Source organism: Microbacterium dauci (genome assembly GCF_030065535.1).
Taxonomy (GTDB): domain Bacteria; phylum Actinomycetota; class Actinomycetes; order Actinomycetales; family Microbacteriaceae; genus Microbacterium; species Microbacterium dauci.
On the sequence record NZ_JASJND010000001.1, the window covers coordinates 461,487 to 475,714 of the forward strand.

The following is a 14,228-nucleotide window of genomic DNA, read 5'->3' on the forward strand; positions in this document are numbered from 1 at the left end:
GCCATGACCGACACCCGCACCTACGAACGCGCCGGAACGCTCCGCGGCATCGGCGCACCCGGCGGAGAACTGACCACTCCGCAGAAGCTCATGATCTTCGTGCTATCGATGTCGCTGTTCGGGCTGTCGAACATCATCCTGGAGATCATTCCCGATGTGACGCTCGGCCCCGTTGACATCTCGGTGTCGTACTTCGTCTTCGTCCCGCTGACGATGGTGGCCCTGTTCAGCCCGTTCTGGGCAGCGCTGGGCGCGCCGCTCGGTGAGATCATCTTCACTGACCTGCTCATGGGCGATTTCTCGGGCCTGGCGGAGGTGGAGGGCTTCATCCAGATGTTCCTCGCTCTGTACATCGCCGGCACGCTTATCCGTGACCCGCGCAGTCGCGGTCAAATCTGGCTCGGCGCCATCATGGTCGTCGTCATCGACAAGGTGCTGTCCGCCCTCGTCGACCTCACGAAGGTCTGGGTCGGTCTGGAGGAGGCCGAACTCGTCGAGGGTCTGCCCGAGTCGATTCTCGCGATCGAGGGAATCGGTCTCGGTGTCGACCTGCTGGTGAGCGGCATCCTCTTCGGAGCCATCCCCGCCATGTGGCTGATCCCGGCGCTGCACGGCAAGATCGAGCCGCTCCTCGGCATCCGACCGCGCGTCAAGGGAGAGCCGATCCCGGGAGCAGCCCCCAAGGCCGGCTGGTTCGTGATCGCCGCGATCCTGCTGTCGATCGCCTCCTTCTTCTTCGCCTTCCTCGAAGCGTGGGACATCGCGATCGGAACGGTCGACACCGAGCTCCGCGACCAGTACGGCGACGGCTTCCTCTGGGTGAGCGTGGGCGCGATCGTCGTGCTGACCACCATCGCCATCGCGCTCTTCGCTGCACACCGTCGCCGGACCCGTCCGTGACCGACGACCCCATCATCCGGGTCGAGAACCTCTCGTTCCGCTACCCGGGCGCCACCGAGGACACGCTCCGCAACGTCTCGATCTCGATTCACCGCGGCGACTTCGTCGCGGTGGTCGGGGGTAACGGGGCCGCCAAGACCACGCTCTGCAAGACGTTCAACGGACTGATCCCGCACTACTGGGCAGGCGAGTTCGCGGGCTCGGTGCACGTCGACGGTGTCGATACATATACCTCGAGCGTCGCCGACCTCTCCACCACGGTCGGGTACGTGTACCAGGACTTCCAGAATCAGCTGGTGCGTCCCACCGTCTCGGACGAAGTCGCTTTCGGTCCGCTGAACTTCGGCTGGGACGACCATGCCGAACGGGCGCAGGCGGCTCTGGGCGCGCTGGGGATCGGCGACCTCGGGGGCCGGTTCATCTGGCAGCTCTCCGGCGGCCAGGCGCACCTGACCGCGCTCGCCGGAGCGGTCGCCCTCGCCCCGGCCGTCATCATCGTCGACGAGCCGGTGGCCGAGTTGGACCCCGCGCGCGCCGAGGAGATCTACGAGCGACTCACCTTCCTCAACCGCGAGCACGGCACGACCGTGATCACGATCGAGCATCACGCCGAGTTCATCGCCCGGTACGCCAAAACCGTGCTCCTCATGGCGCACGGCACTCCCGTCTGGCACCTCCCGGTCGAGGAGGCGCTGCTGCGCTCGGCAGAGCTCGAGGAGCACGGCATCCCTGCGCCGCAACCGGTCTCGGCGCTGCACCGCCTCGGCATCCGTTCCGCTCCGCGCACACCGGAGGAGGCGGCCGACGTGCTCCGAGCGCACGACGTGCACGTCGACGGGGCTGCGGTTGTCGTCGCCTCGGACCGGGCCGCCGAGCGCGTCGTCGCCCACATCGAGGGCGTCTCGCACGGCTACCGCTCGGTGGGAGGCGGGATCACCCCCGTCCTCGAGGATCTCGATCTGACCGTGTACGAGGGCGATCGGGTTGCGCTCGTCGGCGGCAACGGCGCCGGCAAGTCCACGCTCATGAAGCTGCTCGCCGGCATAACCGTCGCACGGACGGGAGAAGTGACGGTCGAGGGGCGGAACACCCGGGCCGTCTCCGCGCGTCGCATGGCGGAGACGGTCGCGTACCTCCCGCAGCACCCGGAGACGATGTTCCTGCGCAGCAGCGTGCGCGAAGACGTCGCGCTGACCCCGCGCACACGGAGAACCCCCGACGCCGACCGCATCGTCGAGCAGGTGCTCGCGCGCGTGCGGCTGGAGGAGCTCGCCGACCGCGACGGGCGGATGCTCTCCGGCGGACAGCAGCGCCGCGCGGCGCTCGCGATCGGCCTCGCGATGCGCCCCCGTCTGCTGCTCCTCGACGAACCGACCGCGAGCCTCGACGTGCGCAGCCGCGACGACGTCACCGCGATGCTCGCGGAGCTCGCCGACACGATCTCCTGCGCCATCGTCGCGACGCACGACATGCAGCTCGTCGCCGAGTGGGCGAACCGTGTGATCGTCCTGGAAGGTGGCCGGGTGCGCGCCGACCTGACTCCGCGTGAGCTGTTCGCCCACCCCGAGCTGGCGCAGACACTCCGCCCGCCGCACATCACCCGACTCGGCACCCTGTTGCGGGTCGACCCCGTCCCGCTGTCGGTCGACGAGTTCGTCGCCGCCGTGTCGGTCCCGGTCCGGACCGCGGTCGCTTGATGGCTCGCGCGCACCACGACGTCCTGTCGGTCCAGTGGATCAAACTGGAACTCATCCGCACGGCGTACGCGACCCGCGGCGGACTGTTCGCCGCCATGGACCCCCGCGCGGTGGTCGTCTGGTACATCGGCCTCGCGCTCGTGCCTTGGTTCACCCACAACGTGACCGTGCTCGCCGGACTGTTCGTGCTCGGGGTGATCTCCGTCGCGCTCGCCCGCGTCGGCCCCCTGATCCTCGGCCTGTTCGTGATCGGTGCCGGGTTCGAGATCCTCTACCTGTTCATCGCGGCGTGGCTCTTCGGCGGCAACCTCGACACCCTCATCGCCCTCGCCGTACTGAACCTCAAACTCGGCGTCGTCGCGCTCGCGAGCATGGCGGCGTTCGTGTCGCTCGATCCCGAGAAGCTGTCCGACGCACTGCTGGCGTTCCGTGCCCCGCAGATGCTCGCGTTCGGCGTCAGCTACGGCTACCGGATGCTGCCGATCCTCGTCGAGCAGTTCAGTGACGTCTTCGAGAGCTACCGCCTGCGCGTCGCGCCGCCGGAACGACCGGGACTGCTGGGGTGGCGTAGCGGCATCCAATTCGTGCAGATGGCGGTGCTGTCGTTCTATCCGATCTTCCTCAACACCGCCCGGTCGGTGCGCACGACCGTCGAAGCGCTCGAGACGCGCGGCTTCACCCGTTCGACGGATGCCGGGTCCTCCCGGCGCCTCCGCCTCGCCCGGCTGCGCATCACCCCGCGCGATGTCATCGTCCCCATCGTGACGGCGGTCGGGATCGTGACCGCGTTCAGCGTGGGGGAGATGTACCCGCTCTACCGCTGAGCCCGGCCTCCGCGGGGAACCTGTGACATCGTTCCCCACCATGCGGCGCACGGACTCCTAGACTCGTGCCGTGGCAGATACCCCGTCCGGCGACGCACCGCGCTTCAGTCCCGTCATCGCGCTGCTGGCCGTGTCCGCATCGTGGGAGGCGCAACTGGCGGCCGAACTGCGCACCCTCGGGATCTCCACCCGCAAGTTCGCCCTGCTCGGTCACATCGGTGCCGAGCCGGGCATCTCGTTCTCCGAGCTCGCCCGACGCTCGCACATCACCGTGCAATCCGCCCACGCCGCGGTGCACACCCTCGTCGACGACGGCTTCGTCGCCGACGCGACCGCCCAGGCCGGCGCCGCCAGCGACCTCAGCGTGACCGCGAAGGGCGCCGCCGTGCTGCGAGACGCGCAGGCGCGCCTCGGCGACCTCGACCGTGCCCTCACGCATACGCTCCCTGATGTTGCGGCATCCCTCGGCGGTGTCCGGGCGGGCGTGCTCGAGTGACGTTCCGCGTGGTCGCCCGCTTCGTGCTCGCCACGGCCCTCGGGGCCATCGGCGCCGCACACCTCGGGCCGCTGCGGCGCGGGTTCCGCATCGTCGTGCCCGACTGGGCGACGCGGATGCTGCGCACCGACAAAGACACGATCGTCGTCGCGTCCGGCGTGGTCGAGATCATGCTCGCCGCAGCCCTGCTCTTCCTGCCGGGGGAGCGGCGACGCGTCGGCCTCGCGATCGCCGGCCTGTTCGTCGCGGTCTGGCCGGGCAATATCCACCAGTGGCGCACCGGGCGGGACGCACCCGGTCTCGACACCGACCGCAAGCGGTTCATCCGCATCCTGCTGCAGCCGATCCTCATCGTCTGGGCGCTCTGGTCGACCCGGCGTTGACGTATTTGGGCTGACACCCTTCAGGTAGTCTGAAGGCGTGTTTCGCGCCCCCGTCTCGATCTACCGCACGCTCGCGTTCGCCGAAGCCGTCTCCTGGACGCTCCTCATCGGCGGCCTGATCATCCGCGGCGTCGGTGGGCCCGCCGTCGCGGTGACCATCGGTGGCGGCATCCACGGCTTCGTCTTCCTCGCCTACGCGGCGACGGCGCTGCTCGTCGCGCTCAACAACCGCTGGAGCGTCGGTGTCGGCGTGCTCGCCGTCGGCGCAGCGGTGGTGCCGTACGCGACCATTCCCGTCGAGATGTGGCTGCGCCGCTCGGGTCGACTCGCGGGCGCCTGGCGACTCGAGGCCACCGACGACCCCCGCGACGCCCGACCGATCGACCGGCTGCTGCGCTGGTTCCTCCGCCGCGCCGCACTGCTCATCACCCTGCTGGTCGTCGGCGTCGTGGCGCTGTACGTCGTCCTGCTGATCGTCGGCCCGCCGGGCCGCTGAGTCAGCGCCGGGTCGAGACCGTGACCGTGAACTTGCGGTCGCGGGCGACCTGCCGGGTCGGTCCGACGATCCGTTCCAGTTCGCTGCGGTAGCGCAACGCGGAATTCCACACGCACCAGAGCGCGCCGCCTTGGCGCAGCGCCCGCGCGGCGTCGGCGAACAGCCGCGGCGCGATGAGGTCCGACACCGCCGCGCCGCTGTGGAACGGCGGATTCAGCGCGACGAACGACACCGAGGCATCCGGCAGCCGGTGGAGTGCATCGTCCTGCACGACCTCCACCCGATCCGCGACGCCGTTCGCGACCATCGTCGCCCGTGCCGACGCGACCGCGACGGCGGATTGGTCAGACGCCGAGACGACGGCCGACGGATGCCGCAACGCGAGGTGCGCCGCCACGGCGCCGGTGCCGCACGCCAGGTCGATGAGTGGGTCGTCGGGCGTCCCACCCGGCGGGGTCGAGGGCAGGTGCGCGAGGAGCAGGCGTGTGCCGATGTCGAGCTTTGCCCCCGCGAAGGCGCCGCCGAACGCGCGGAGTTCGAGGTCGCCGTCGCGCCCGGCGGCGGGGACGGGATCGCCGCCGTCGTGCGGACCGCGGGCGATGAGGACGCGCGACTTCTGGCGGGCGTGCGTCACGTCGACACGGTCGAACACCTCGCGCAGCACGTCGTTCATCGCGACGCTCATGTGCTTGATGCGGCCGCCCGCGAACACGACGACAGCCGGGTCGGCGTACGCGGCGATCAGCCCGGCGATGTCGCGGAGCGCGTCGAGCGACCGGGGGAGTCGCAGCAGCACGACACGCGCGGCGCGCACAGCGTCGGCATCCAGCGGGACCGAGATCACGTCGAGCCCGACCTCGGCCGCGTTGCGCGCGAGCGCCTGCTCGCCGACGAGGCCGTCCTGGTGCACGCGCACGCCCACCGCGCCGTCGTGGGCGGCGCCGAGCGCGAGCGCGCCGTAGGCGTCGCCGATGACGACGATGGTGCCGGGCGCGGCATCCGATCGGGCATTCTCCGACTCGTCGAGCAGCAACCGGTCCGCCGCGTCGACCGCGACGAGACCGGGTCCTTCGGCGTCGGGGGTCCGCCGCAACCGCTCGAACGGGAACGGCGCTTCGGGACTCACCTCACCAGGGTACGGCCCACACCTCGCCGTGCCGGGGGCATACTCGGACCATGAAGACGATCGCGCGGTGGCTGCTCGCCGGAGGCATGGTGTTCGCGGGGCTCAGTCACCTGTTCTGGGCACGCAAGGAGTTCCAGGCGCAAGTGCCCGACCTCGTCACCGAGGTGCTGCCCATCGACAAGGACGGCGTCGTGGTGGCATCCGGCGCGGTCGAGATGATGCTCGGTGCGGCGCTCGTCGCGCTCCCGAAGGAACGTCGCCGGGTCGGCGTGATCCTCGCCGCATTCTTCGTGGCGATCTTCCCGGGCAACATCGCGCAGGCGACCGGGAAGCGCAGCGGATTCGGCCTCGACAGCGACCGCGCTCGCTGGGTGCGGCTGCTGTTCCAGCCGGTACTGATCGTCTGGGCGCTGTGGTCGACGTCGCGGGGGCGCGCCTGACGCTCAGTCGTCGGTGTCGACCGCCCGGACGCGGACGATGTTCGTCGACTCGTCGAGCTCGGCGACTTTCGGGTAGGCCTTCACGAAGTCGCTGAACGAGCGGTGCCCGCGCGCCTTCTCGCTGAACGACGGGTCCATGCGTTTGAGTAGGTTCTTCACCGCCGACAGGTGCACCCACTCCTCGTCGGTGCGCACGTACTCCAGCTTGAGTGCGCGCGAGAGCAGCTGCGCCGACGGATCGACCGACTTGCGACGGCGGCGTCCGCTCGACGTCGGCGCCTCGGGTGCCGGTTCGGGCTCGGGCATCGCGATGCCCGGCAGCGCGTCGTAGGCGTCGAACTGGTCGCACGCGGCCGCCAGCGACTTCGCCGTCGAGCCCGCGACGCCCACGGCCACCACGTAGCGACCGAGCCGCTTGCACCGCTGGGCGAGGGGCACGTAGTCGCTGTCACCGGCGACAATGACGACGTGGGTGAGGTCTTCGAGGCGGAAGAGGTCTTCCACCGTGTCGACCGCGAGGCGGATGTCGGCGCCGTTCTTCGCGTACGCGGCGGCGGGGAAGAGCTGCACGAGGTCGACGGCGCGCGCGACGAGCTGCTCGCGGTACTGCGCGTTGACCGGCGAGGACCAGTCCGCATACGCCCGGGTGAGGACGAGGGTGCCGAAGGATGCCGCGTAGTCCATGATCGCGCCGACATCGATCGTCGCGGCGGCGAGACGGCCCGCGATCTCGGCCTCGGTCGGGTCGGCGGCGATGCGCTGACGGTCCCGCGAGTAGCTGTTGCGCCCGTGCACGCGGTCGTACCAGCTCATGACGATGTTGTCGAAGTCGAGGTACACCGCGACGCGGGGAGTCTGCAGATCCGGCATCCACCCAGTCTGACAGCGGATGCCGCCGACGCGCCCGGGCTGGTTCTGGAGTTCAGCTTCCTCATAGACTCCGGGCATGCCCTACGCCGTCTCCCTGCTCGTGCTCGCGGGCATGATCTTCGCGCTGGTCGACATCATCATCCGCGACCAGAGTCAGGTGAAGCACCTGCCGAAGGTGGCTTGGGTGTTCCTCGTCGTCCTGCTGCCGTTCCTCGGCACGGTGCTGTGGTTCGCGATCGGCCGCGAGTACGCCGCGCGGCGCGCGCCGCGGCCGTCGGCCTTCGCGCCGTGGGCGTCCGAGCCGGCAGCGCCCTCTCCGCGCGACGCGCGATCCACCGAGCAGCAGCTCGCCGACCTCGAACGCGAGATCGAGGAAGACCGCCTGCGGAGCGAGATCGCCCGGCGACGCGCGGCAGACGAGCAGGCCTGACCGCTCAGCCCGGGTAGACGACCCCGAGCTGTCGACGGATCTCGTCGAGCGTGCCCATGATCGCGACGGACTCCTCGATGCCGAGCAGGTCGCCGTCGGTTCGACCGGCGGCGATGAGCTCTTCGGCGTAGAGCGCCTGGAATTGCATACCGCGACCGTCGACCTGCGATGTGTACTCCTCGCGTACGGTGCCGTCCGGGGCGTACACGCGGAACGACGTCGGGGTGTACCAGACACGGTCGATCGAGATGCGGCCCTCGGTGCCGACGATCTCGGCGGTGTTGGGGCCGACCGCGCGCGAAGACGTCACGAGCGACGACACCGCACCCGACGCGTGCGTCAGCGAGATCGCGGCCTCGGTGTCGGAGCCGGTCTCACCGAGCCGGCCGACGGCGCGGACCTCGACTGGCGCGCCCAGGATGTCCCACGCGAACGACACCGGGTAGATGCCGAGATCGAGCAGCGCGCCGCCGCCGAGCTCCAGCGCGTTCAGTCGGTGGGTCGGGTCGCTCGAGATGCGCTGCGTGTGGTCGGCGATGAGCACGCGCGGCTCACCGATCGCTCCCTCCGCAAGCAGTTCGCGAATGCGCACCATGTGCGGCAGGTAGCGGGTCCACATCGCCTCCATGGCGAGGAGGCCCTGAGCTGCGGCGGCGTCGCGGATCGCGATCGCCTGCCCCTCGTCGAGCGTCAGCGGCTTCTCGATCAGGACGTGCTTGCCGTGCCCGAGTGCGAGCACCGCATTCTCGGCGTGCGCGCTGTGCGGCGTGGCGATGTAGATGATGTCGACCTCGGGGTCGCTCACAAGCGCCTCGTACGAGCCGTGCGCGCGCGGGATGCCGTGTGTGCGGGCGAACTCCTCGGCCGCCTCGGGGCGCCGGGAGCCGACCGCGGTGACGGTCCGTCCGGCGGTGAGCAGGTCGGAGGTGAACGCCTGCGCGATTCCTCCCGTGGCAAGGATTCCCCATCGAAGTGCGCTCATGCTCCCGAGCCTAGCGGCGGGGGACGTAGGCTCGGCTCGTGGAACCCGAAGCCTCCGCCGCGCTCGCGCGGCTGCGTGAACTCCTGCGCATTCCGACCGTGTCGTACGCGGACGAATCGCTGATCGACTGGAGCAGCTTCGACGCGTTCCACGCCGCCCTCGAGCGCCTCTACCCGGGCGTGCACCGCGTGCTCGAGCGCGAGGTCATCGGTGGACACTCGCTCCTCTACCGCTGGCGTGGAGCGGATGCCGCGGACCCGCTCGTCCTCATGGCGCACATGGACGTCGTGCCGGTCGTCCCCTCCGAGTGGGACCACGAGCCGTTCGCAGCCGACCTCGTCGGCGAGGGCGAGGCGCAGACGGTCCACGCCCGCGGCGCCGTTGATGACAAGGGTGCGCTTGTCGCGATCCTCGAGGCCGTGGAGGCGCTCGTCGCCGACGGCGTGACGCCGGCGCATGACGTCTATCTCTCGTTCGGGCACAACGAGGAGACCGCGGGCGGTGGCGCGCAGGCGATCGTCTCGGTTCTCGAGGCCCGCGGCATCCGTCCGTCACTCGTCCTCGACGAGGGCGGCGCGGTCGTCGACGGCGTGGTGCCCGGCGTGACCGTGAAGACCGCGATGATCGGTGTCGCCGAACGCGGCGTCATGACGGTGCACCTCACCGCCCGCGAACAGGGCGGGCACGCGTCGACGCCGCCCGCCGACCCCGCGACCGCCCGGCTCGCACGCGCCGTCCTGCGCCTCCACCGTCGCCCGTTCCCGACCCGGCTCGTGGCGCCGGTGCGCGCGATGTTCGAGACCGTCGCGCCGTATACCCGCGGCCCGCTGCAGGCTGTGTTCCGCAGCATCCGCTACACGGGTCCCGCGCTCGTGAAAGTCTTCCCGAAGCTCGGCCCCGAGCTGAACGCGCTCGTCCGGACGACCGCCGTCGTGACCGAGATGGCCGGTGCCGCCGGCGCGAACGTCCTCGCGACGACCGCCCGAGCGACCGTCAACGTCCGGCTGCTGCCGGGCGACACGGTGGCATCCGCGCACCGTCGTATCCGCAGGATCGTCGCAGACCGCGAGGTCGACGTCGACGTCGCGTCGGCATCCGAGGCCTCGCCCCTGTCGGCGTGGGATGGACCGGCCTGGGGCCGCCTCGTCGACGCGGGCCGCGCGACCCTCGGCGCCGACGTCGTCGCGACGCCCTACATCCAGCTCGGTGCGAGCGACAGCCGATGGTTCTGCGCCATCAGCGACAACGTCTATCGCTTCACGCCGTTCCACCTGTCGCTGTCGGAGCGCGAGGCGCTGCACTCGCACAACGAGCGCATCCGTGTGCAGGTGTGGCTGCGGGGGATCGAGTTCTACCGGGCGCTCATCACAGGCTGAGCCGTCGCGGGCACCCGCATCCTCAGCTGACTGCTTCGCCGGCGGGTCTCTGCGCCGGCGGGTGCGGGTACGTCGATTGCCCGCCATAATGAAGTAACGATGTGACCGTGCACATGCAAGGAGGCCTGCCGTGTCCACCGCCTCCGACCGTGTCAGGATGCCCAGCATCCGTGACGTCGCCAGGCTCGCGGGGGTGTCGCACCAGACGGTGTCGCGCGTGCTCAACGACCATCCGAGTATCCGCCCCGAGACGAAGGCCAAGGTCCTCGACGCGATATCGGTCCTCGACTATCGGCCGAATCTGGCCGCGAGGGCGCTCGTCACCAGCAAGTCGAACATCCTGGGTGTGCTCTCGGCGACGATCGGCGAGTTCGGCCCGACCTCCTCGATCGCCGGGATCGAGGATGCCGCCCGCGAAGAGGGCTACTCGGTCTCGACACTGAACCTCGGAGCGACGACCCCCGAGGCCATCGGCAACGCGGTGCGGCAACTCGCACGAGAGCAGGTGGACGGGATCGTGGTGCTGGCGCCGCAGGTTCGCGTCTTCCATGTCCTGCGGGGCATGACCGTCGAGATGCCTTTCGTGTCGCTGCAGACGGCGTCCGGATCCGATGGCGTGACCCTCTCGGCCGATCAGGTCGCCGGGGCGCGTGCCGCGACCGAGCATCTGATCTCGCTCGGACATTCGGACATCCTGCACCTCGCAGGTCCGCAGGACTGGATCGAGGCGGAGTCCCGGATGCGGGGCTACCTCGACGGTCTGCGCGAGGCCGATCTGCCCACGTTCCCACCCATCCGGGGCGACTGGACCGCCGATTTCGGCTATTTCGCCGGCCAGGAGCTCTCGCGCCGCCGCGACTTCACGGCGGTGTTCGCGGCCAACGACCTCATGGCGATCGGGCTCATGCACGGGTTCCGGGATGCCGGCGTGCGTGTTCCGCACGATGTGAGTGTGATCGGGTTCGATGACATCCCCGTCGCGGCACATGTCGCACCGACACTGAGCACGGTTCACCAGGACTTCCCGGAACTCGGCCGCCGCGCTGTGCGCATCCTCCTCGCGCAGATCCGCGGTGAGGCCGTGCCCGAGTTCGGGCCGTTGCAGACGCTGCTGCGCACGCGCGAGTCGACCGCGTCGCGGTAGCGACACGGATTCGCCGGGCGCACTTGACAGCGCCTCAGCATCCGAGCACTATGGACTCCAATGTGAACGGTCACATCGACGGTGGCCGCACGTCAAGGAAGATTCGTGACCACCACAGCAACGTTGCCTACCGTGTCCGGCCCGATCCTCGAGATGCAGAACATCACGAAGGAGTTCCCGGGAGTCAAAGCGCTCGCCGACGTGTCCATCACCGTCCGTGCAGGTGAGATCCACGCCATCTGCGGCGAGAACGGTGCGGGCAAGTCCACCTTGATGAAGGTGCTCTCCGGGGTGTACCCCTTCGGCACGTACACGGGCGACATCCGTCTCTACGGCGAAGAGCAGCGGTTCCGTGACATCGCCGCGAGCGAGCAGGCCGGCATCGTCATCATCCACCAGGAGCTTGCGCTCATCCCCGAGCTCTCGGTGACTGAGAACATCTTCCTCGGGAACGAGATCAAGCGGTTCGGTCGGATCGACTGGCCGGCGCAGAAGCTCCGCGCCACCGAGCTCCTCGCCCGCGTCGGGCTGGCAGAAGATCCCGACGTCCCCATCAAGACCCTCGGCGTGGGGAAGCAGCAGCTCATCGAGATCGCGAAGGCGCTGAATAAGGACGTCAAGCTCCTCATTCTCGACGAGCCGACGGCAGCGCTGAACGAGAACGACTCGCAGCACCTGCTCGACCTGATCCTCGGCCTCAAGGCGAAGGGGATCGCGTCGATCATCATCAGCCACAAGCTCAACGAGATCGAGCAGATCGCCGACGAGATCACGATCATCCGCGACGGGCGCACCGTAGAGACCCTCGACATCTCGCGCGGCGAGATCAACGAGGACCGCATCATCCGCGGCATGGTCGGCCGGTCGCTCGAAAGCCGGTACCCCGACCGCACTCCCGAGATCGGCGAGGTCTTCTTCGAAGTCAAGGACTGGTGGGTGCAGCATCCGACCGTCACCGAGCGCATGGTCGTGAAGGGTTCGAGCATCAACGTCCGGCGCGGCGAAGTGGTCGGCATCGCGGGCCTCATGGGCGCGGGGCGCACCGAGTTCGCCATGAGCATGTTCGGCCGGTCGTACGGCACGTTCCTCGGCGGCACCATGATCAAGGACGGCCGGGAGATCGTGCTGCCCGACGTCGCGTCGGCGATCAAGCACGGCCTCGCGTACGTGAGCGAGGACCGCAAGGTGCTCGGTCTCAACCTGCTCGACACGATCAAGCGCTCCATCGTCGCCGCCAAGCTGTCGAAGATCGCGCACAACGGCGTCGTCGACGACCGCGAGGAGTTCACGATCGCCGAACAGTACCGAAAGGCGCTCCGCATCAAGACGCCGTCCGTCGATGAGGGCGTCGGCAAGCTCTCCGGCGGCAATCAGCAGAAGGTCGTGCTCGCGCGCTGGATGTTCACCGATCCCGACATCCTCATCCTCGACGAGCCGACCCGCGGCATCGACGTCGGCGCCAAGTACGAGATCTACGCGATCATCAACGAGCTCGCGGCGCAGGGCAAGGGCGTCATCGTCATCTCCAGCGAGCTGCCCGAACTGCTCGGCATCTCCGACCGCATCTACACCGTTTTCGAAGGTCGGGTCACCGACTGCATCCCGGCCGACCAGGCGACACCCGAGGCACTCATGCGCAGCATGACCTCCGCGACTCAGAGAGCAACCGCATGACCACCGAATCCACCCCGGCGAAGCGCGGGTTCCACTTCAAGGACATCACGAAGATGTTCGGCGGCGCCGGAACATCGACGCTGCGCCAGTTCGGAATCCTCGGCAGCTTGATCGTCATCATCGTCCTGTTCGAGATCCTGACGCTGATACGCAACGGTCCCAACGGCGCGACCCTGACGTCGGGAAACCTGATCAACGTCATCAATCAGTATTCGTTCATCCTGATCCTCGCGATCGGCATGGTGATGGTCATCATCATGGGGCACATCGACCTCTCGGTCGGCTCTGTCGCCGCATTCACCGGCATCATCGTGGCGAAATCGATGACCGAGTGGAACTTCCCCTGGCCGCTCGCGATCCTGCTCGGCCTCGGTGTCGGCGCGGCGGTCGGCGCATGGCAGGGCTTCTGGGTGGCCTACGTCGGCGTGCCGGCGTTCATCGTGACGCTTGCGGGAATGCTGTTCTTCCGTGGGGCGCAGCAGTGGATCGGCGACGCGCAGACCATCCCGGTGCCGAAGGGCTTCCAGATTATCGGCACGGGCTATCTCCCTGAGATCGGGCTGCCGCTGCCGTTCAACATCCCGACCATGCTGCTCGCACTCGTCGCGGTCGCCTGGCTCGTGTTCTGGGAGATCCGCACGCGTCGGGTCCAGAAGAAGATGGGCTCCGACCGTGCGCCCCTCTGGGTGAGCGTGACCAAGGTCGTGCTGCTCTCGGTCGTCGTGCTCGTGGCGGCGTGGATGTTCGCGACAGGGCGCCCCGGGACCAGCTTCCCGGTTCCCGGCCTGATCCTGCTCGCGCTCGTCATCGTCTACACGTTCGTCACGAGCAACACGGTCTTCGGTCGGCACATCTATGCGGTCGGCGGCAACCGGCAGGCCGCGCGCCTGTCGGGTGTGAAAGACCGCTGGGTCGACTTCTTCGTGATGATGAACATGTCGGTCCTCGCGGCCCTCGCCGGAATGATCTTCGTCGCCCGCTCGCAGGCCTCCGGTCCGAACGATGGCACCGGCTGGGAGCTCGACGCCATCGCCTCGGTGTTCATCGGCGGCGCGGCCGTCGCGGGAGGCATCGGCACCGTGATCGGATCGATCATCGGTGGCCTCGTGATGGCCTTCCTCAACAACGGCCTCGCGCTGCTCGGCCAGGGTTCCGACGTCGTCTCGATGATCAAGGGACTCGTGCTCCTGATCGCGGTCGGGATCGACGTCTGGAACAAGCAGCAGGGCCGCCCGTCGCTCATCGGTTTCATGACGCGCCGCTTCGGCCGCACGGAGGACCCGGCGACGCAGACCTTCGAGCCCAACAAGACCTACCAAGCCCCACCCGTCGACAAGACGAGCGGACAGTAGGGGCCTCGTCGCGCTCGCACGCGTGACGAGACCTTCAC

The 14,228-nt window shown here is 68.9% G+C and carries 15 protein-coding genes; 12 read left to right on the plus strand and 3 right to left on the minus strand.

The annotated features are described in order from the left end of the window. The first annotated feature begins 3 nt into the window (after positions 1-3). The 6 genes from QNI14_RS02290 to QNI14_RS02315 all read left to right on the plus strand — a co-directional run bounded on the left by QNI14_RS02290 (position 4) and on the right by QNI14_RS02315 (position 4,796). Entirely contained in the window at positions 4-900 is an 897-nt protein-coding gene (locus tag QNI14_RS02290; RefSeq protein WP_283714566.1) for a DUF8171 family membrane protein, read from the plus strand. Next, positions 897-2,597: an ABC transporter ATP-binding protein gene (locus tag QNI14_RS02295; protein WP_283714567.1), complete on the plus strand. Its 1,701-nt coding sequence runs from the start codon at positions 897-899 to the stop codon at positions 2,595-2,597. Before QNI14_RS02290 ends, QNI14_RS02295 begins: the two co-directional genes overlap by 4 nt. Then, positions 2,597-3,421, plus strand: coding sequence for an energy-coupling factor transporter transmembrane component T family protein (locus QNI14_RS02300; RefSeq protein WP_283714568.1), 825 nt, complete (start codon positions 2,597-2,599; stop codon positions 3,419-3,421). The genes QNI14_RS02295 and QNI14_RS02300 overlap by 1 nt, the downstream gene beginning before the upstream one ends. 70 nt (positions 3,422-3,491) lie before the next feature. Continuing rightward, positions 3,492-3,917: a MarR family winged helix-turn-helix transcriptional regulator gene (locus QNI14_RS02305; protein WP_283714569.1), complete on the plus strand. Its 426-nt coding sequence runs from the start codon at positions 3,492-3,494 to the stop codon at positions 3,915-3,917. Next, on the plus strand, positions 3,914-4,300 hold the full coding sequence (locus QNI14_RS02310; protein ID WP_283714570.1) for a DoxX family protein: 387 nt from the start codon (positions 3,914-3,916) through the stop codon (positions 4,298-4,300). The genes QNI14_RS02305 and QNI14_RS02310 overlap by 4 nt, the downstream gene beginning before the upstream one ends. Positions 4,301-4,337: 37 nt before the next feature. After that, positions 4,338-4,796: a DUF3817 domain-containing protein gene (locus tag QNI14_RS02315; RefSeq protein ID WP_283714571.1), complete on the plus strand. Its 459-nt coding sequence runs from the start codon at positions 4,338-4,340 to the stop codon at positions 4,794-4,796. 1 nt (position 4,797) lies between these two features. Here the strand turns inward: QNI14_RS02315 and QNI14_RS02320 are convergent, their stop codons facing one another. After that, on the minus strand, positions 4,798-5,922 hold the full coding sequence (locus tag QNI14_RS02320; protein ID WP_283714572.1) for a class I SAM-dependent methyltransferase: 1,125 nt from the start codon (positions 5,920-5,922) through the stop codon (positions 4,798-4,800). 50 nt (positions 5,923-5,972) lie between these two features. Between QNI14_RS02320 and QNI14_RS02325 the strand changes: the two genes are divergently transcribed. Beyond that, positions 5,973-6,362, plus strand: a complete 390-nt coding sequence (locus QNI14_RS02325) for a DoxX family protein (protein ID WP_283714573.1) — start codon at positions 5,973-5,975, stop codon at positions 6,360-6,362. 3 nt (positions 6,363-6,365) lie between these two features. Here the strand turns inward: QNI14_RS02325 and QNI14_RS02330 are convergent, their stop codons facing one another. Next, on the minus strand, positions 6,366-7,232 hold the full coding sequence (locus tag QNI14_RS02330) for an NYN domain-containing protein (protein WP_283714574.1): 867 nt from the start codon (positions 7,230-7,232) through the stop codon (positions 6,366-6,368). A 76-nt stretch (positions 7,233-7,308) separates the two neighbouring features. Here QNI14_RS02330 and QNI14_RS02335 point away from each other — a divergent pair, with 76 nt between their 5' ends. After that, complete coding sequence (locus QNI14_RS02335) at positions 7,309-7,662, plus strand: PLD nuclease N-terminal domain-containing protein (RefSeq protein WP_283714575.1); 354 nt, start codon at positions 7,309-7,311, stop codon at positions 7,660-7,662. Between the two features lie 4 nt (positions 7,663-7,666). Here QNI14_RS02335 and QNI14_RS02340 read toward each other — a convergent pair whose 3' ends face one another. Next, the gene (locus QNI14_RS02340; RefSeq protein WP_283714576.1) at positions 7,667-8,644 is read right to left on the minus strand and encodes a Gfo/Idh/MocA family protein; all 978 of its coding nucleotides are present in this window, start codon (positions 8,642-8,644) and stop codon (positions 7,667-7,669) included. Positions 8,645-8,682: 38 nt separating this feature from the next. Here QNI14_RS02340 and QNI14_RS02345 point away from each other — a divergent pair, with 38 nt between their 5' ends. The 4 genes from QNI14_RS02345 to mmsB all read left to right on the plus strand — a co-directional run bounded on the left by QNI14_RS02345 (position 8,683) and on the right by mmsB (position 14,190). Further along, positions 8,683-10,020: a M20/M25/M40 family metallo-hydrolase gene (locus tag QNI14_RS02345; RefSeq protein WP_283714577.1), complete on the plus strand. Its 1,338-nt coding sequence runs from the start codon at positions 8,683-8,685 to the stop codon at positions 10,018-10,020. Positions 10,021-10,177: 157 nt separating this feature from the next. Next, entirely contained in the window at positions 10,178-11,164 is a 987-nt protein-coding gene (locus QNI14_RS02350) for a LacI family DNA-binding transcriptional regulator (protein ID WP_184216457.1), read from the plus strand. Positions 11,165-11,296: 132 nt separating this feature from the next. After that, positions 11,297-12,838 (plus strand): multiple monosaccharide ABC transporter ATP-binding protein, encoded by a 1,542-nt coding sequence (gene mmsA / locus QNI14_RS02355; protein WP_430539234.1) that lies wholly within the window; start codon positions 11,297-11,299, stop codon positions 12,836-12,838. Continuing rightward, a complete protein-coding gene (gene mmsB / locus QNI14_RS02360; protein WP_283714578.1) occupies positions 12,835-14,190 on the plus strand; it encodes a multiple monosaccharide ABC transporter permease in 1,356 nt (451 codons plus the stop codon). Before mmsA ends, mmsB begins: the two co-directional genes overlap by 4 nt. The last annotated feature ends 38 nt before the right edge of the window (positions 14,191-14,228 follow it).